12 protein-coding genes are annotated in these 19175 nt (G+C 52.8%); 8 read left to right on the top strand and 4 right to left on the bottom strand.

The window, feature by feature from the left end:
- Positions 1-44 precede the first annotated feature (44 nt).
- Complete coding sequence (locus LZ463_RS00275; RefSeq protein WP_241452606.1) at positions 45-2267, top strand: hypothetical protein; 2223 nt, start codon at positions 45-47, stop codon at positions 2265-2267.
- 110 nt (positions 2268-2377) lie between these two features.
- Here the strand turns inward: LZ463_RS00275 and LZ463_RS00270 are convergent, their stop codons facing one another.
- Positions 2378-4867 carry an adenosylcobalamin-dependent ribonucleoside-diphosphate reductase gene (locus tag LZ463_RS00270; protein ID WP_241452603.1) on the bottom strand — a complete coding sequence of 830 codons (2490 nt, stop codon included), beginning with the start codon at positions 4865-4867 and terminating at the stop codon, positions 2378-2380.
- Between the two features lie 730 nt (positions 4868-5597).
- Here LZ463_RS00270 and LZ463_RS00265 point away from each other — a divergent pair.
- Positions 5598-10805 carry a hybrid sensor histidine kinase/response regulator gene (locus LZ463_RS00265; protein WP_241452586.1) on the top strand — a complete coding sequence of 1736 codons (5208 nt, stop codon included), beginning with the start codon at positions 5598-5600 and terminating at the stop codon, positions 10803-10805.
- Positions 10806-10822: 17 nt separating this feature from the next.
- Here the strand turns inward: LZ463_RS00265 and waaA are convergent, their stop codons facing one another.
- Together waaA and LZ463_RS00255 are read right to left on the bottom strand one after the other, a co-directional pair.
- Positions 10823-12100, bottom strand: coding sequence for a lipid IV(A) 3-deoxy-D-manno-octulosonic acid transferase (gene waaA, locus LZ463_RS00260; protein WP_241452578.1), 1278 nt, complete (start codon positions 12098-12100; stop codon positions 10823-10825).
- Positions 12101-12103: 3 nt separating this feature from the next.
- Complete coding sequence (locus LZ463_RS00255; RefSeq protein WP_241452569.1) at positions 12104-13006, bottom strand: DMT family transporter; 903 nt, start codon at positions 13004-13006, stop codon at positions 12104-12106.
- Between the two features lie 511 nt (positions 13007-13517).
- On the opposite strand from LZ463_RS00255, the gene LZ463_RS00250 reads away from it, so the two are divergent.
- Both LZ463_RS00250 and LZ463_RS00245 read left to right on the top strand, forming a co-directional pair.
- A complete protein-coding gene (locus LZ463_RS00250; RefSeq protein WP_241452539.1) occupies positions 13518-13820 on the top strand; it encodes a cell envelope biogenesis protein TolA in 303 nt (100 codons plus the stop codon).
- Between the two features lie 96 nt (positions 13821-13916).
- Positions 13917-14201 (top strand): cell envelope biogenesis protein TolA, encoded by a 285-nt coding sequence (locus LZ463_RS00245; protein ID WP_241452537.1) that lies wholly within the window; start codon positions 13917-13919, stop codon positions 14199-14201.
- Positions 14202-14397: 196 nt separating this feature from the next.
- Here LZ463_RS00245 and LZ463_RS00240 read toward each other — a convergent pair whose 3' ends face one another.
- Positions 14398-14976 carry a hypothetical protein gene (locus tag LZ463_RS00240; protein ID WP_241452535.1) on the bottom strand — a complete coding sequence of 193 codons (579 nt, stop codon included), beginning with the start codon at positions 14974-14976 and terminating at the stop codon, positions 14398-14400.
- 110 nt (positions 14977-15086) lie between these two features.
- Between LZ463_RS00240 and dapF the strand changes: the two genes are divergently transcribed.
- The 4 genes from dapF (at position 15087) to LZ463_RS28990 (ending at position 18987) form a co-directional block, all read left to right on the top strand.
- Positions 15087-15950 (top strand): diaminopimelate epimerase, encoded by an 864-nt coding sequence (gene dapF, locus LZ463_RS00235; RefSeq protein WP_241452533.1) that lies wholly within the window; start codon positions 15087-15089, stop codon positions 15948-15950.
- Between the two features lie 15 nt (positions 15951-15965).
- The gene (locus LZ463_RS00230; protein ID WP_241452516.1) at positions 15966-16631 is read left to right on the top strand and encodes an SEL1-like repeat protein; all 666 of its coding nucleotides are present in this window, start codon (positions 15966-15968) and stop codon (positions 16629-16631) included.
- A gap of 140 nt (positions 16632-16771) precedes the next feature.
- The gene (locus LZ463_RS00225) at positions 16772-16927 is read left to right on the top strand and encodes a hypothetical protein (protein WP_241452507.1); all 156 of its coding nucleotides are present in this window, start codon (positions 16772-16774) and stop codon (positions 16925-16927) included.
- A gap of 197 nt (positions 16928-17124) precedes the next feature.
- Positions 17125-18987, top strand: a complete 1863-nt coding sequence (locus tag LZ463_RS28990) for a methyl-accepting chemotaxis protein (RefSeq protein ID WP_277623914.1) — start codon at positions 17125-17127, stop codon at positions 18985-18987.
- Positions 18988-19175: the final 188 nt, after the last annotated feature.

Raw genomic sequence — 19175 nt, 5'->3', positions numbered from 1 at the left:
ACTCGATGATTTAATCCTGTTCATTCCTTCGACAAGGACCGGGCATGCATGATTTATCAGAGAAAATCCGCCGTACAGCCAGCGGGACAGCGCACTTAATCACTCCCTGGACTTATGTCCTGTATCAGTCCTTGCTCCCGGTGCTGGTGGCAACAGTGATTACTGCTATCCTCCTCAGGCTTGGGCAAGTACAGGAAGTGCTGTATGGCACGATTGATCTGCAATCCAGCAGTATCCAGATGCTCTGGTTCGCGTTCAGTGTCTTCATTTTTGCCGCCACGATCTGGTATACCTCAAGGCTGCTCGTTACCATTGATGCCGGGCTTCAAATGCCTCTCAATCTGCGTTCAGGATTATTGCTGTCCGATGTGCAGAGAGCTATCGTGCATTTACCAAGGATACTGGGTGCACTTAGCGCGGCCCTGTTGGGTTCGGTGTTTATTCACGCCCAGCAATCCTGGGGCATGCGAAACCTGCTCACTACACTCATGCCCTGGGCATCAACGCTGTTACCCTTGTTTATCGTGATGCTGACAAAACCTTGGAGCCTGCGCTCAGCCGGTGCATGCATGGTATGGTTGCTGGTCTTGTTTTTGCCTATGTTTCTGGTCATGTCCTGCCTGCCTGACCGGTTTAACATCCCAGTCCTGAGCAGTTTGCTGGCGATGACATACCTACCCATCCTGCTGTACAAGGCGACGGTAAATCGCCGTTCCTTGCTGCGCAAGCTCAACATCATCGTGCCAGAAGCCAATGAAACACTTCTGTTCGAGCATGCTGTCAGGCGTCTGGCGGGCCTGTTCATTGCCGCTGTCATGTTGTTCCTGTTCCTGGTTTTCGGTGCAGAAAGCCTGACAAGCAGTATAGGATCTGCTGCAATCGTCATGCTGTTTTGCAGCAGCAGTCTCTTGTTGTTGTGCGCATTGACTTTATGCTTCAGGCGACTGGGGTACCATGTACCCGGCTTCGCGTTGACAGGTAGCCTGGTACTCCTGGCCGTGTACTTCGTACTCCACGCCCAGTTCGGCTGGTCACCTTTCAAGGAAGTACCAGGCGAAGAGGTACTGATGGCGAAATCCGAGGCACTCATGCTTCCGCAAATTCAGCCAGCCAAAGAACAGGACATTATTGTCAACGCTTATGGCGGTGGCATCAGAGCCGCCCTGTTCACCGCAACGCTGCTGGCAAGGGTCGATGATATGTCCTGCGGTGAATTCGGACAAAAGCTTGATCGCCTCAGTGGCGTATCCGGTGGCAGCGTTGGCATCGCTGTCTATGCGACGTTAAGGCAGGAGTATGTGGCCAGCGGTGGCTGGCCTGCTGATTGCCGCCGGCACCTGCCAAGACTTGCGCATCTTGAACTGTTGATTGACGATGTACTGATACAAGACCATCTTTCTCCTGTATTGGCACGTATGTTGTCTATCGACTTGCTGCCTGGTATCGTTCCTCAACGCGGACAGGCGTTGCTCAATAGCTGGCAAGATGCCACCCAAAAAGCACTGGGCAATCTGAAGGCGCAACAAGGGCCAGAGGGCAGTAATGCCATTTCTTTATTCGCCCTGGCCAGGCCCATCACCAGCCTTACGGCTGGCGTCGCACCTGCCCCAAAAATTTATTTCAACAGTACTGAATCAGCAAGCGGCCAAAGACTCTGGCTCTCCAATACTGGTAACTGGGGCGACGGTGCAGGCCGACAAGGCAAACTGGCTAGCCAGTTCCAGGTCGGGATGGCGGCACTGCACAGCGCACGCTTCCCATTGGTATCTCCGTCAGGATCTTTCCCGCAGTCTGATGGTACTTATAAACTGGTCGATGGCGGTTATGCCGACAATAGCGGCGCCGAAACATTGCGTACTACCGGCAGTCAGGCAGGTGATGCCGGTAAACACTGGATCAATATTGACGGCAACCCGCCAGCGGTTGATTGCCCGACACTGGAAAAAGCAAAGACGCAAGAAGCTTGGTCAGGCCTGAGCGCTTTGTTCGCCGTACGTGAAGCCCAGGCAGGACTGGCTGTCCGCAGGCTCGAAACCACTCTGGAAGACGTTTATGTCAATATCGACCTCGATAAGGCATTCAGCCATTCCATCAGCGATGCGAACCACCGCTGTGAATTCATTCACCGCTTGCGGAGTGCACCGCTAGGCTGGTATCTTACAAAGAAAAGTGCTGGCGATATGCATATCGCCATTTCTGAGCAGGCAAACCGGATCTGTGAAAAACTCAAACCACTATGCACAGCAAGGCAGAACCTGCTGTATTAGGAGAGATATTTGATTTTTATGTACCTGTTTCAGCCAACTAAAAAAATCTGCAACTGATATTTAACCTGTGGTACCCACCCGAACTAACCGGGTGGGTACTGCCTGCTCACTTAACCGCAAGCCCCTACATAACCGCAAGAAACGCAACGACTGCAGCCGTCTATCTTTTGCAGGGCGTGTGCGCCGCAATCGGGGCATTTTTTCCCGGTCGGGATATAGCTGATCGGTGCGGCTGTTTCGCCTTCGTAGGCAAGATCATCCATGCCATAGTGGTGGGTTCTTTGCTTGAACTTTTCTGCCAGTACGGTGATGGGTATCTGGTTGCCAGCAGCATCAAGGAAACCGCGCTTCATCAGTATGCGTTGCAGTGAGTAGCCGATGGCGGCTACTTCAGACTCATGGAACAGCGGCGCCTGCGATCCGTCGTCCTTGGTGATCATGCCGCAGCGTACCGTGCCCTTGTCCCAGACCACTTCACGCATATCGGCCAGTGCCTTGGCGATTGAACCGCCGGAGCGTGCCGCCATCGACAGCAAGCGCATGCTGGCCGATATCCATTGCTGGCCATCGTTCTTCTGGCCGGCGGGCATGAAGAATTCAAACGGCCGCTCGATCGTCACGCGTTCGCCACCGACCATACCCTGGATATGGATGAAGCTGACGGTCAGGTAGACAGTCTTCTTGCCTTCATACGTCATGTACTGCACTTTGGAGGTGACCGATTCCAGGTCGCCAAACGGGCGACCATCGAATTGCTTGCGAAGCAGGTCGTCGTCTGGTATCTGTTTGACTTCCGGGGCTGCTTCGGTAGTGACGGACAGGACACTGCCGAGGATATTATTCGGGCGGTAAGTCGCCAGGCCTTTCAGGCCGGCGCGCCAGGCATTCATGTAGAGATTCTGGAAATCTTCATACGGGTAGTCAGCCGGTACATTAACCGTTTTGGAAATGGCCGAATCAATGAAGGGTTGCACAACCTGCAACATCTTCATATGGTCGCTGGCGGACATGTTGAGGGCAGTGACGAACTGTTCCGGCAGCTTGCTGTCGTCTGATACGTCGTTACCCATATGGCGGAACAGACGCCAGGCATGGTCGGCTACTTCATAGGTCTTGTTGTCGCCCGCCGCCATGCGTTTCTTGCGGTTATAAACCCAGGAGAAAGCGGGTTCGATGCCGTTTGAAGCATTGTCAGCAAATGCCAGTGTAATGGTGCCGGTTGGCGCAATCGATAGCAGATGAGAATTGCGCAGGCCGTGTTTGGTAATCGCTGTGCGTACATTCTTAGGCAAGCGTTTGGCGAAAGTGCCGGCCAGGTATTTGCTGCTGTCAAACAGGGGGAACTGGCCCTTTTCCTTGGCCAGTTCTGCAGACGCAAGATAGGCGGCGTCGCGCATGACTTCAGACACTTTCTGTGCAAAGGCGCGGCCTGCATCAGAGTCATAGCGTATGCCCAGCATTACCAGGCTGCTGCCCAGGCCCAGGAAGCCCAGGCCCACGCGGCGCTTGGACATGGCCTCTGCTTTTTGCTGTGGCAGTGGCCAGGCGGTGGCATCCAGCACATTGTCGAGCATGCGGCTGGCAATGGTGACGACGGACTGGAATGCGTCATAGTCAAACTCTGCCGCATTGGTAAACGCGCCTTTGATGAAACGGGTCAGGTTGATCGAACCCAGGCAGCAGCAGCCATAGTCTGGTAAGGGTTGTTCAGCGCAGGGATTGGTTGCCTCGATTTTTTCGCAATAGTACAGGTTGTTTTCTGCATTCATGCGTGAAAGGAACAGGATGCCCGGTTCTGCATGGTCATAAGTCGACTTCATGACCACATCCCACAATTCACGCGCACGGACAGTTTCATAAACCCACAGGCCATCTTCGCGCTGATAGGCACCAGCGGCTTTTTTGTCTTCCCCTGGTTCTGCTTTATGCACGAGGCAGAAATCGGTATCTTTGGCAACGGCTTCCATGAATTCATCGGTGACACCGATGGAAATATTGAAATTGGTCAGCCCGCCTTTGTCCTTGGATCGGATGAATTCCAGTATGTCCGGATGGTCGCCACGCAAGACACCCATCTGCGCGCCGCGACGGGCGCCGGCCGACTCGACGGTGGAGCATGACGCATTGAAAACCTGCATGAAAGACACCGGGCCGGATGCGCGCGAACGTGTGCCGCGCACCAGGGCATCCTTGGGACGTATGGTGGAAAAATCATAACCGACACCGCCGCCGCGACGCATGGTTTCTGCCGCGTCAGCCAGGGCCGTATAGATGCCCGGCTTGCCATCGGTGGCGCTGGAGACAGAATCCCCTACCGGCTGTACGAAGCAGTTGATCAGGGTGGCGTGCAAGTCCATACCCGCGGCAGAATTGATGCGACCTGCCGGTACGAAACCATTTTTTTGCGCCCACAGAAACTTTTCTTCGTAATATGCCTGGAAGTCTGGCTGCTCCACACTGGCCAGTGCCCTGGCAACACGTGACTGTACGTCATGGATGGTGACTTCATCACCCTTAGCGTATTTTTCCAGCAAGACATCGAGAGAGATTTCCTGGGGGGGCATTTCTGTCAGTCCTAGTATTTTTTCGTTTGCATTCATATGAGGGTGTTTTTCTTTGTTACTTGTTGCATAGATAATATTGTCGACCTGTTGCCACTGCTTGATTGCCGATGGTTGCGATAGTTATCGATTCATTGCCAATACTTGTCTGTGTACTTCAATACTTTAACAAGAGCGACTTCTATGCTGATGTCGTCAGTTGAAAGTCCGGGGAGGCAGGGTGGATATGTGCCAATGGAGATAAACATTGCCTAATTGAAAATCAGGTAAAAAAACTGTCTATCCATGTGTTGACCATCCTGAGGTCTTGAAGTGTGCATTATAAACCCTGGGGCGGGCTTTTGCCTTGATATGCCTCTAGATAGTAGGTCTTTATCCAGATGTTCGAGAGACAAAATAATAAACGGGAAAACAGTGTGCAGCCGACGGTGTCATGGGATGCAGAAATTGAATGCTGTTGCAGTAATGTCGTCTGCCTGTTGTCATGTTGTCCTGCAACGTAAATTTCTCAATGGAAGATGGGACAGCTTCCTGTATAGCCAGTATAGTTTGCTAAAGTCATTTACTCGCAAACACGGAAAAACGCCATGCCGGGAGAGTTCAAATCGCTTTCTTGTGGGCTGGATAACTTATACTTCCAGCTTGTATGGCAATTTCCGAGACAAATTATTCAGAGACCATTTGCGCACATAGAGGGCCGGCAATGAGGCAGGAGCGATGGGCTACCCCATACCAATATCGTCAGTTTTTATTTTCCTGCACCAGTTTATTGTTTTTGCTCGTCTTGCTCCTGTCGTTTTTACCCACAGTGCAGGCTGGCAATGTGCAGAGCCTGCGTTTTGAGCAGGTAGGACGTGACCAGGGCTTGCAGCATGAGTCGGTGCAGTCCATGCTGCAAGACCGCCAGGGTTATATGTGGTTTGGCACCCAGGGCGGCCTGCACCGCTATGATGGCACCAAGGTAGTTTTTTTCCGCCATGACCCCAACCGCAACGACAGCCTGGCCGATAACTGGGTTTGGTCGCTGCATCAGGATGAACTGGGGCGTATCTGGGTAGGTACCCGTAATGGCGGCTTGCATCGCTATGACATGGCGACAGAAACCATGGTCAGGTACAGGCGCAACCTGGCCGATATACGCAGTGCCGGCAGTAACCAGATTTCTGCCATCATCAGCGACAGTGCCGGCGGCATGTGGCTGGCCACCGGTGACGGTCTTGCCCACTTCGACCCGGACAGCGGACGATTCCAGATATTGCGTCATGATGACAAGGATGCCGGCAGTGTTGCCAGTGACCAGGTGAATGCGCTCAACCTTGATAAAGACGGCAATCTGTGGGTAGGCAGCAATGCCGGTCTCAGCATGCTGCCCCGTGGCAAGATTGTCTTCGAAAATTTTCGTCTCGACAGCGATGCCAGGCCTGATCCGCGCCATAACACTGTGCAAAGTATCTTGCGTGACAGACAGGGGAACCTGTGGATAGCCACGGTGGCCGGCCTGGAGGTCTGGAACAAGGCAGGCACCGAGAAGCGCAGGCTGGGTGCAAAGGAGGGACTTGACCCCGGCCCTGTCAGTTCGCTGCTGGAAGATCGCGAAGGCATCATCTGGATCGGGACGGATGATGGTTTGAAGCGCTGGAATGGTGCCGAGCAGCGTTTTTCCTCCTACCGCCATCATGCCAGCGACAGGCACAGCCTGGCCGATAACCGTGTCACCCGCCTGTTGCAGGACAGGTCAGGCACCTTATGGGTAGGAACCTGGCTGGGTGGCGCCAGCCGTACCAACCTGGTCAGCGGCGGTTTCGAGCGCCTGTTGCATTTACCGGGTGAGGCCAATACCCTGAGCAATAACACGGTGTCGGCAATCACCGGCAAGGATGAGGTGTTGTGGATAGGTACCGGTAATGGCCTCAACCGCCTTGACAGGACCAGTGAGCAGATAAAGGTCTACTACCACAAGCAGGATCAGGCTGACAGTATCAGCAACAGCAAGATCAGAGCCCTGAAATTGGCTGCGGATGGGAAACTCTGGGTAGGCACCCAGGATGGTCTGAACCTGTTTGATCCGCTCACAGAAAAAGCCAGGCTGTTCTTGAATGACCCCAAACAGCCGGACAGTATCAGCTCCAGCATCGTGCATTCCCTGGCCTTTGATAAAAGTCAGGATGCCAGCCGCGCCGGCAAACTGTGGGTGGCGACTGATGACGGCCTCAATGTTCTCGATGCTGACAGTGGCAAGTTCCGGCGCTACATGCATGACCCCAAAGACCAGTATGGCATCAGTCATGGCCGGGTGGTTTCGCTGCTGTTCGACAGGCACGACCAGTTGTGGGTGGGAACCTTTGGCGGCCTCGATAAACTGGATATGCGCACCGGCCGCTTTGAACACTATCGCAATGAACCCGACAATCCCAACAGTCTTAGCCACAGCCGTGTGTATGCGGTATATGAAGACAGGTCAGGTGTGCTCTGGGTAGGTACGGCCAGCGGTCTCAACCAGATGGTGCTGGGTGCCAATGGCAAGATCAGTTTTATCCGTTATGGTGGGGCCCTGGGCAATGACGCCACTGCTGCCTTTGCCGAAGACAAGGCCGGCAATCTATGGATCAGCACTGACAGTGGCTTGTACAAGCTGGGACCGGACCGTAAAACCGTCAAGAAATACTCCGCCGATGATGGTCTGATTGATGGTACCTATACTGTCGGCGCAGGCTACCAGGACAACGATGGCGCGCTGTATTTTGGTGGCTTCCAGGGGCTGGCATGGTTTCATCCTGAAACCATACGCGACAATGCCAGTTCACCTATGACGACGATTACCGACTTCCTGATTTTCAATCAGTCGGTGCGTGGCAGCAAGTTACCTCCGGGCGTGAAAATGGATGGCAATATTTCTGATGCCAAATCGATCACCCTGTCTTACCGGCACAGTGTGATATCGATAGAATTTGCCGCCCTCAATTTTACCGATCCTGCCCACTACCGCTATGCCTACAAGCTGGATGGCTTTGATGAAGACTGGGTCAGGATAGATGGTGCACACAGGGCGGCCAACTATACCAATCTTGAACCTGGTGAATACATCTTCAGGACCAGGGCGGCAACCAAGGATGGTGAATGGACTGAGGGCGGTGCCAGCCTGCTGATTACCATCACGCCGCCATTCTGGATGGAGTGGTGGTTCAGGCTCAGTGTCAGCCTGGTGCTGCTGCTGGCTATCTACCTGGTGTATCGCTGGCGTGTACAGCGTTATTCTGATCAGCAAGCTCTGCTGGAAGAATTGGTCAGGCAAAGGACTGCCGAGGCGGACCGTGAACGCAAGCGCCTGACTGATCTGACGGATGTACTGCCGCTATCGGTCTACCAGTACCGTGAAAGACCGGACGGGCAAAGGGAATATGCCTATGTCAGTGAAAACGTCAAAAACGTCATCGGTGTGCCGGCGGCAGAATTGTTGGCTGATAAAGAAGCTCGCTGGCGCACCACACTGGAAGAAGACAAGGCTGGTGCGGAAGCCAGTCTCAACCGTGCGGTGGATAACCGTCTGTCCAGCAATTTCCATCAGCGTGTGCTGGTCGATGGACGAGTGCGCTGGCTGCGTTCGCAAACTGTGGCACCCAAGCGTGTCAATGGTGACTGGGTCTGGAACGGCTTCTGGATAGATGAAACAGAAACCTACCTGCAAAAAGACGAGCTGCGCGAAGCCAAGGAGCAGGCGGAGCAGGCCACGGTGGCCAAATCTTATTTCCTGGCCAATATGAGCCATGAGATACGCACGCCGATGAACGCCATCATTGGTCTGTCCCACCTGGCCAAGAAGACTCGCCTGACTTTAAAGCAGCGTGACTACATCGATAAAATCCATAGTGCCGGCACTTCTCTGCTGGGCGTGGTCAACGACATCCTGGATTTCTCCAAGATCGAGGCCGGCAAACTGGATATAGAATCGGCAGAATTCGTGCTGGCGGAAGTCATTGATGATGTTGCGACCATCGTCAGTCACAAGGTCGCTGAAAAAGACATAGAACTGGTATTCGACATTGACGCTCACGTACCGCGCAGCATGCGTGGCGACCCTTTGCGTCTTGGGCAGATCATCACCAATCTGGTCAACAATGCCATCAAATTCACTGAACAGGGTTCTGTCATCATTTTTGTCAAGCAGATACAGGCGGAAATCGACAAGGTACAACTGCAGTTTACTGTGCAGGATACGGGTGTGGGCATGACGGCAGAGCAGCAGGAACATCTGTTCGAAGCTTTTACGCAGGCTGACAGTTCCACCACCCGCAAATATGGTGGCACTGGCCTGGGGTTGACCATATCGCGCCACTTGGTGGAATTGATGGGAGGTGAAATCTGGGTGGAAAGTCAGGTTGGCGTTGGCAGCACCTTCCATTTCAATTGCTGGTTTGCCTTTGCCAGTTCTGCGGACCAGATGATATTGCCGGCACAGATACAGAATCTCAAGGTCTTGATTGTCGATGATCATGATATCGCCCGTCAGCACCTGCAAAAACTTTGTCAGCAACTGGGCATGACAGCCAATGCTGCCAATAGCGGCAAGCTGGCCTTGCATATGATCAGTGAAGCCAGGGTGCACAATACACCGTATGACCTCTTACTGTTAGATGCACAGATGCCCGACATGAACGGCGCGGCAACGATGGACGTCATCGCTACCAGCATGGGCAAGGAGGCACCCGACGTCATGATGCTGACTACCATGAATTTTGATGAAGCCACCATGTTAGGACGGGCCTATGCACCGATAGCCTATTTGCCCAAGCCCATCAGCATGGCCGGCCTGATGGAAAACCTGATACGCATCACTGCACAGACACGGGAAGCCACCATCCATGCAAGCGATGAACAACAAACGGATAAACGCTTTGAGGGTTTGCGTGTCTTGCTGGTGGAAGACAATCACATCAATCAGCAAATCGCCGCTGAACTGATGAGCGAAGCCGGAATTATTGTTGATGTGGCTGACAATGGTCGTATTGCCATCGATAAACTGAATCGCGATAATCCTTATGACATTGTCCTGATGGATTTACAGATGCCGGAAATGGATGGTTATGCCGCCACGACCGTCATCCGCTCCTATCCGGAATGGCTGGACCTGCCCATCATTGCCATGACGGCGCATGCCATGAATGAAGAAAAGCAGCGCTGCCTCGACACTGGTATGAATGACCATATCGCCAAACCCATAGACCCCACCAGCTTTTTTGAGGCACTGGGTCGCTGGAGTGCCCGCCGCATGCCCGGATACCAGCTTGACATGCCAACCGGCAGCATACCAGTAACAGAAAAACCAAAGGCCAGCAGGCCACTAGCGCCAGAAGTCATGGAGACGCCAATAGATTTGCGCATTCCTGGCGTTGATACCGCACCTGCCTTGCGCCGTTGCAGTCAGAACCTCGACCTGTACCTTCGCCTGTTGCAGATATTTGTAGAAAGCACGGCCAGCACGCCTGCCAAGATACGCCGTCACCTGGATGAGGCTGACCGTGCTTCGGCAGAGAGAGAGGCGCATACCATGCGCGGTGCAGCCGGCAATATCGGCGCAGTGAATCTGGCCGCAGTGGCGACCGAACTGGAGCTGGCGATAGAAAATGGCACTGAAGACCTGAGCTTGCTGCAGAAATTTGAAGATGCCACCAGCGAACTGATCTCAGTCCTGCAACATGCCTTGCAAGAGCAGGCAAGCAAGGCACAGGCTGAGCAGGTAGAAGCTGTCAACACCACTGACTCGTTGCCAGTGGCAGAAGTGCTCGTACAGTTACGGCAATACCTGGAGGATTCTGACAGCGAGGCGCTCGATTACTACCAGATGCACAAATTCGGTTTGCAGCATCTGCTTGGTGCTCAGGCAGGGCAGTTCAGGCAGCTATTGCAGGCTTTTGACTTTGAAGCCGCCTTACAGATACTTGACAGCGTCAGCCCAAAAGACAGCAGCACCCGCTTATAAAGAAACGGCAACAAGAATTACAGATAGGCTTCCAGCATCTGCATGGTGCGCGCCGTTGCTCCCTGGTGCTGGAGGAAGAAGGCATGTGCCGCTTCGCCCATGCGCTGGCATTGTCTTTGATCTGCCAGCAAGGCGTGCGCCTGCTGAAACAGACTCAAGGCGCCATCAACACGGAAAGCTGCACCGCTGGCGATGGCCTGGTCAGTGATTTCAGAAAAATTGAAGGTATGGGTACCCGTCAATACCGGTTTGGCCATGGCACAGGCTTCAATCAGATTATGTCCGCCCAGTGCAACCAGGCTGCCACCGACAAAGGCGATGTCACAGGCAGCATAATACATATACATTTCACCCATGCTGTCGCCCAGTATGACCTGCACCTCGCTGGCAATAGGGGCGATTTCTTCATGGTTAAGCGCGGTGCGGCGCAAGTATTTGATCCCATGTGACTCCAGCAGGCCCGCAACATGATCAAAACGTTGGGGATGGCGTGGCGTGATGATCAGCAAGGGATTGGTCTGCAGCAAAGGCACCTGCTCGACAAAGGCTTGCAGTATCAGTTCTTCTTCACCATCGCGGGTACTGGCGCACAAGATCACCTGGCGCTCACCAAAACTGCGGCGCAGGGCGGCACCGCGCTCGCCCATCAGGAGCGGTGGTGTTACATCAAATTTCATATTGCCGGTGACACCGGGTTTTTCTATGCCCAATTCATGCAGGCGCATTGCATCAGGGGTTGACTGTGCCGCTACACAGGATATTGCCCTGGCCGCAGGCAGGATCAGTGACGCCAGACGTTGCGCCTTGCGCAGGGACTTTTCTGACAGGCGGGCATTCACCAGGGTCACGGGGATGGCATGCACTTCACACTGGGCAATCAGGTTGGGCCAGACTTCAGTTTCTATCAATACACACAATTGTGGTGAAAAATGACGCAGGAAGCGTATGATCATCCAGTTGATGTCATATGGCAAAAAAGCCTGTTGCAGACGCGGGCCGACATCGGCAAACAGTTTGCCGCCCGTTTCACGCCCTGTTGCTGTCATGTGTGTCAGCAAAATTGTGTGTTCGGGGCAGCGTGCCAGCAGCGCACGTACCAGTGGTTCGGCCGCACGGGTTTCACCGGCTGATACGGCATGCACCCATATGGTTGGTGTTTTGGCGTAGGCAGGGTAAAACCCCAGGCGCTCAGCGATATGCTCGCGATAGCCAGGTTCTTTGCGGCCACGCCACCAAAGACGAAACAGGGCAAAAGGCAGGGACAGACCCCATACCAGGGAATAAACAAGACGCATGCTTTATGTCCGACGGAAATTCACCAATACAATACCACCACAGACCAGTATCGCACCCAGCGCAAAACGCGGGCTGATGGGATCGTGCATAAGGATGACACCAGCGGCCACGCCGAACAAGGGTGTCAGGAAAGAAAATACAGACAGACGCGACACCAGGTAGCGCCGCATCAGCCAGAACCAGGTCAGAAAACTGGCAAAAGCCACGATCACAGCCTGGAAAAACAGGCTGATGATACTGGTCCTGTCCCACTGCGTGGGCAGGTTTTCGCCGCGTAAAAAAACAAAAGCCAGCAATATCAATGCACCTACCGCCAACTGATAAAACAGGGTGGTTGTCGGTTCTGCTTCAGACAGGCTGGATTTGCGCACGGTAATCGTCGTGGCCGCCCACAGTATTGCTCCGAGCACACCCAGGCCATCACCAATGAGCATCTCGCCCAGCTCGTGTGGGCTTTGGACAAACGCCCCGGAAAAAGCGATGGCGACGCCAGCAAAGGCTGACAATATCCCCAGCCATTGAGCGGCCTGCAAACGCTCTGCCGGGATCAGCCAGTGCAGGCCCAGAACGGTAAAAATCGGGGCGGTATACAAAAATACTGACATATGTGAGGCCGTTGTGTATTTCAGCCCCAGTGATACACACAAAAACTCCAGGGCAAACAGGATGCCGGCTGCAATGCCCGGCAAGACATGCCGGTCACGCAAAGAAATTGGAATTTTTTTAATAAATATCAACAGCAAAACCAGCGCTGCCGCCAGGCCAGATCGCAACCCCAATTGCATGCTGGCCCCAATGACAGGTATCGCCAGTTTCACCGCCACCTGCTGCAAACCCCAGCACAGGCAGAGTAAAAGCATGAGCGAAATGGCAAAACCATCAAGATTTTTACGATGAGGAATCATCCTGGCAGGGCAGTGTTAGCGAAGACGAAGGAATATACCCGAAAATGGGGCTCAGGAGTGAATCGATTGCCAGCACCTGGCGCACTACCGGCAAATTCGCGAAAAACTTATCATTTGTGCACTGAAGTCAATTGCGACAGATGAATTACCTCACTTCAGCTTACAGTCAATCCATGCTGACAAGCTGCGCCTGATCCGTGATTTGAATATAGGACTTGTCAGTCAGGCTGCATTGCACTTGGGACGAGGCAGAGATGCAAAGTAGTCAGTCGACCACTGGCGACAGGATATTTTCATCCTGCCTTTTTCTCTCGCACCCATGCGCGCATAACGCACAGATCCCGCATATGGTTGACATCTTTGCTGCCGTTTAGAACCGCAATACTAACAGCGAGAATCTGTCTTTTTTCAGTCAACCCTATCTTCGCTGACGGCGTTTTTGGCTTACGTAGGCTGACTACGAAACGCAAAACAAGCAAACAATCAACTCAGACAGGAATAGGAAAACATCATGAAAAAAATCATCACCGCTCTCGTTGCTGCCACCGTTGTGATGGGTAGCGCTTTTGCACAGACACCAGCCAGCACCCCAGCCAAACCAGCCAGTGCTGCCGCTGCAGCCAGCGTCGCCAAATCTGCACCAGCCGCTGAAGTGAAGGCTCCGGTAGCAGACACAAAAACGACCGCGGCGACAACAACAGCCCCTGTAACAGACAAGGCAGCAGAGAAAAAAGTCAAAGGCAAACATCATAAACATGCGAAGAAAGAGGGCAATTCTTCAGCAACTGCATCTGCACCGGCAGCATCGAAATAAACAGATATAGGTGAAAACGGCAGCTGAGGCTGCCGTGCAGGAAATACTGTAGCAAATACACGCTCCAATTTTTAAATAAAGAACAGGACTCATATCATGAACAAAATCATTTCTGCATTCATCGCGACCACCGTTTTGGCTGGCAGTGCTTTCGCCCAAACTCCAGGCGCATCAACACCAGCCAAACCAGCCACTGCTGCCGCAGCAGCCAGTGTCGCCAAGTCTGCCCCGGTTGCAGAAGTCAAGGCGCCGGTTGCCAAGGTCGCATCTGCAACTGCTTCTGCCGTATCTGCACCGGCAGATGCAAAAACCGAAAAAGCAGCAAAGCATGAAAAACACGCCAAGCCGGCATCTGCATCCGCTTCAGCAGCATCGAAATAAGTTGCAACAGATTACAGTCATTCAGCAACGATAAAGTGGCAGTTAAGGCTGCCACAAAAAACAATACATAACACCGCTCACATTTTATAAAGAATAGGATCAACATCATGAACAAAATCATCACTGCCCTGATTGCAACAACAGTTCTGGCTGGCGGCGCTTTTGCGCAGCAAACACCGACAACGCCTGGAGTTACTCAAAAGACTGAGGCAAAAGTAGAAGCGAAAGTTGAGGCAGCTACCACAACTGCTGCCACCAAAGCTGCAGCGGTGACAACTTCGGCCGTGACCAGCCCCGCAACTGCCGCAAATACTGCTACAACTACTGCAATGGCTGCTACGGCAAATCCGACTGCCAAGCCGGTAGCTGCTGCACCAACAATCAAACCTGCTGCAACAACCGTCACAACGGAAACCAAACCGGTCATGGCAACGGCAGAAAAACATGAGAAGCATGCAAGGCATGTCAAGCATGCAAAAAAAGAAGTAAAAGTTGATGGAGAAAAAACCGCGACAGCAGGCGCAACAGGTGCAGTGACGAAAACAGCGACACCATCTGCGAAATAATCACCAGGTAAGTGAACCGGGTTTGCCCTGACAGTCAGGTTTTTCGTCAGGATTGTGTGGAAAAGAAAAGCGCAGAATTGCTCGTAATTCTGCGCTTTTCTGCTTATGAGTGTTTTTGATTCATTACCATGATCGCATTCTTCGCGCCATACTTTCCCAGCTTCAGTTTTCGCCGCAAATAAATAAACAACATCGACAGTTTGCTCCATACCGGATCGGCAAGTATCAACGAATACCTGTTTTTTTGTTGGCCCGGAGCGGGTGTGTAGCATGTGCCCGCGTATTGCGGTATCGTTATGCTCAACAAAACACTATTTTCATGTTCATGCGAATCCGTTTCTCCAAATACCAGGCGCTGGGTAATGCCTATATCGTTGTACCAGCAGGGCAGGGACAACCGACAACGGATGAAATTCGCCGACTGTGCGATTTTCGTATGGGCATAGGCAGCGATGGTGTATTGCTCGGCCCGTATCCAGCAGACGATGCTGACTTTGGTTTGCGGATTATCAATCCCGATGGCAGCGAGGCAGAAAAGAGTGGCAATGGTTTGCGCATATTTTGCCAGTACCTGTATGATCACGGCCTGGTGTCCACCGCCGCCTTCACCATCAAGACCAGAGGCGGCATCGTACAGGCACAGGTTTTTCCCGAACGTCAACTGGTCAGGGTGGCGATGGGCAAGGTCAGCTTTCATTCCAGCGACATCCCCGTCAATGGCCCGCCGCGTGAAGTACTGCTGGAAGAGATTGTTCTTGCCGGTGAAAAACTGGCAATTTCCTGCGCTACCATAGGTAATCCGCATTGCGTAGTGCTGAGTGATGTTGCAGATGAAGCGCCGACAGAGGCTCTGGCAAGACGACTGGGGCCATTGCTGGAGAATTATGCACTTTTCCCCAATCGCAGCAACGTACAATTCGCCAGGGTGATAGACAGGCAAAACCTGCAACTGGAAATCTGGGAACGTGGTGCGGGCTACACCTATGCATCCGGCAGCAGCAGTTGCGCCGCTGCCGCAGTCGTTTACAAACTGGGTTTGGTCGATGCTGCATTGACTGTGCATATGCGTGGCGGCCAGATTGATATCAGCATCTCGCCGGATTTTGAGGTGGTGATGACCGGGCCGGTAGTGTCTATTTGTAGCGGGCTCGCAGAAGCAAGTACTACCGAAGCAGGCAGGTAAGTTTATTAAAAAAATATGCTCATTCAAATTCCTTTCAAAATCACCTCGATACTGATTCTCGTGGTGTTATCCGCTTTTGTGACGAGTACAGGTGCTGCAGGTCACGGATCGGTACCCGCAGCTATCCAGGAGGTTGCAAATATTGTTTTAAAAAAGGATGACTGGCTGGCAGAAGCAAAAGTCTGTCCGGATAAACTCATCCCCTCCAGTCAAAGGCAGAATTACTTTGAACTTGAATCCTGCACCTTGAATCCGCAACAATGCCTGACCCAGTGCGGATCTGACCGGGGGGACATGTGTTATGTCCTGGCTTACAGCATGCAGAAAAATGGCGCGCCTGATCAGGCATATGAAGCCTTGTATCAACGCTCTTGCAAGCTTGGCGTCATCTCTGGCTGCACCAATCATGCAGCAGGATTGACGACAGAAAAACCGCATGACAAGACCGTTCTGCAATGTGCCTCCAGGACTTATGACCGTGCCTGCGAGCTGGATGATCCGTGGGCTTGTACCATGTCGGCATTACACCTGACCAGGGGGCTGGGTGTATCAAAGAACTTGCCTCTGGCATTGAAAAAATTGAGTAAATCCTGCAAATTCGGGATAGATGACCCGGCTTGCAGCTATGCAAAATCCCTGCAGAAAGAAATAGAGCCGGCCTTGGCAAGATCAAGAAAATAATCTTCGTGCTGGTGCTCGCCTGCTGAGTTCGTTTCTGCTACAGCATGAATACTCTATAGCAAGCGCTGCAATACATATCAGGTATTTGGACAATCTTGTACAAAGGGTGCGTGAGACGCATTGCTGGGCGATGTCATCTGATGTCATCTGATGTCACTGGTCACGTCGGTGACACATCGGCTCATGGCTGCACCGTCATATTGCGCCCTGATGGCAATCTGTTGGCACAGGTGCCGGAACTGCAGGAAGGGATGTTGATGGCTGACATATACCTGAATGAACCGGAACAAGCTTGATACATGCCTGATACATGGGTGATACATAAAGTCACAATAAGCTACCCATAAAGCCCAGCCCCGGGCTTGCATAGTGCAGTGTTGCAACTACAATCATTAATGCATGTCAAATTTTGCAAACTTCAGGCTGACAGGCAGACTGGCGGGTTTACTTACAGTAATTCTGCTGTAAATTGAAGTGTCATTGCACTACTGATATGTCATCACTATATGCGCCACGTCTGGTTGACGCGCAGGCACCGGGTTTATCAGGACAGGCGCAGCTTTTCACCAAAAAATTAATAATTGAAGATGGATTGTGGCTGGCTGTAGTCCATCGCCAGAAAACCATTGCAGGGGACAACATGAGCATTGCCAAAAGACTGTATATCCTGATTGCCTTTGTTACCGGCGTACTGATTTTCCTGATTGGTCTTGGCCTGACACAGATCAGCAAAGTATTTGATGCCGCCAATTTTACCAACGTCAATGTTATCCCCAGCCTGCTGGCAATAGATGACAGCATCACCGCGATGAGCACCATGCGGGTAGCCACACTCACCTACCTGTCAGACAATGATGAAACACGTCGTGCCACGTATCCTGCACGTATTGATGCTGCGCGAACCAAGTTTTTACAGGCTCTCGACAAGTACGAAAAAGAATACATAGCAGACCAAAAAGACCGTGAGCTGCTGGCCGCTGATCGCAGTACCTTTGCCACCTATGATGCGGTACGCACCAAGGTGATGGCCCTGGGGGCCGAAGGCAAGTTGGATGAAGCAAAAGACCTGCTGATTACCCAGGCAGCGGTAGTGCAGAAAGCACTGGAAGCCTTGCATGAGCATCAGCAATACAACGTAAAAATAGGGAATTCCGGTGCAGAAGAAGCCAGCGCCGTACTCAAGAAAGCCAACTGGACTTCGTCAATTGTCGGTGTGCTGGCCATACTGGCTGTTACCGCGATGGCCATGCTGCTGGCGCGAAAAATTGTCAACGGACTCAATATGGCTATCGAAGTTGCCAGTACAGTAGCATCCGGTGACCTGACATTGAATATTGATGACAGTGGCAAGGATGAGATTGCCAGACTCATGCATGCTTTAAAAGAGATGTCAGCCAACCTGGAAAAAATCTGCTCGGAAATCCGTCACAGTACTGATGCGATCGCTACGGCATCGTCAGAAATTGCTACCGGCAATATGGACTTGTCATCGCGTACCGAACAACAGGCCGGTGCACTGGAAGAGACCGCCTCATCGATGGAAGAACTGACCAGCACCGTCAAACAGAATTCCGACAACGCACGTCAGGCCAATGTGCTGGCGCAGACTGCGTCGAAGGTGGCGGTAGACGGTGGTGCGGTGGTGTCGCAGGTGGTCAATACCATGGCTGATATCAATGCTTCTGCCAAACAGATAGAAGCCATTATCAGTGTGATTGATGGCATTGCTTTCCAGACCAATATTCTGGCGCTTAATGCAGCGGTGGAGGCAGCGCGTGCCGGTGAGCAGGGCAGGGGCTTTGCCGTGGTTGCTTCCGAAGTGCGCAACCTGGCACAACGTTCGGCGTCGGCTGCCAAAGAAATCAAGACCCTGATTGACAACTCGGTGGAAAAGGTTGCTTCTGGCAGCAGGCTGGTGGACCAGGCAGGTCTGGCCATGAACAATGTGGTCGAGAGCATCACCCGTGTCACTGACGTCGTCAGTGAAATCAGCTCGGCCAGCCATGAACAGTCGTCTGGCATAGACCAGATCAACCAGGCTGTCATCCACATGGACGAAGCCACCCAGCAAAATGCTGCATTGGTCGAGCAGGCTGCTGCAGCCGCCTCGTCCTTGCAGGACCAGGCGCAAAAACTGACGCAAGTGGTCAGCGTGTTCAAGATCAATGGCATGCTGGCTGCAGCTCCTGCACCTGGCATAGCCAAGGTGCAGCCACACAGACCTGCGACGAGCAGGCCGACTGCTGCCGGCCCGAAACAGATCAGGCATGCGCCGACACCGGTAAAACGTGCCGCAACACCTGCACCCGCGGCGAAAACACCAGCGGATACTGGACAGGACTGGGAAGAGTTTTAATTCGTGTGGGTCACGGCAGCACCGGTACACAGGTGTTGTCACAAGGGATTAGGTCTGTTGCTGCCCGCAAAATTTGTTCTTCAGAATCGCTGTAATTGAACTGATATCTTGCTGACGATGCGCATCAAGTTACAAATGCACACCAAATATCATTTTGGTCCGTGGCTGTCCTCTCTTATCATCTGGGC

Origin of the sequence: Undibacterium paludis, from assembly GCF_022568815.1 — a bacterium.
Taxonomy (GTDB): Bacteria; Pseudomonadota; Gammaproteobacteria; order Burkholderiales; family Burkholderiaceae_D; genus Undibacterium.
Note: the sequence above shows the minus strand (reverse complement) of the source record. Positions and strands in the feature narration are given on the sequence as shown.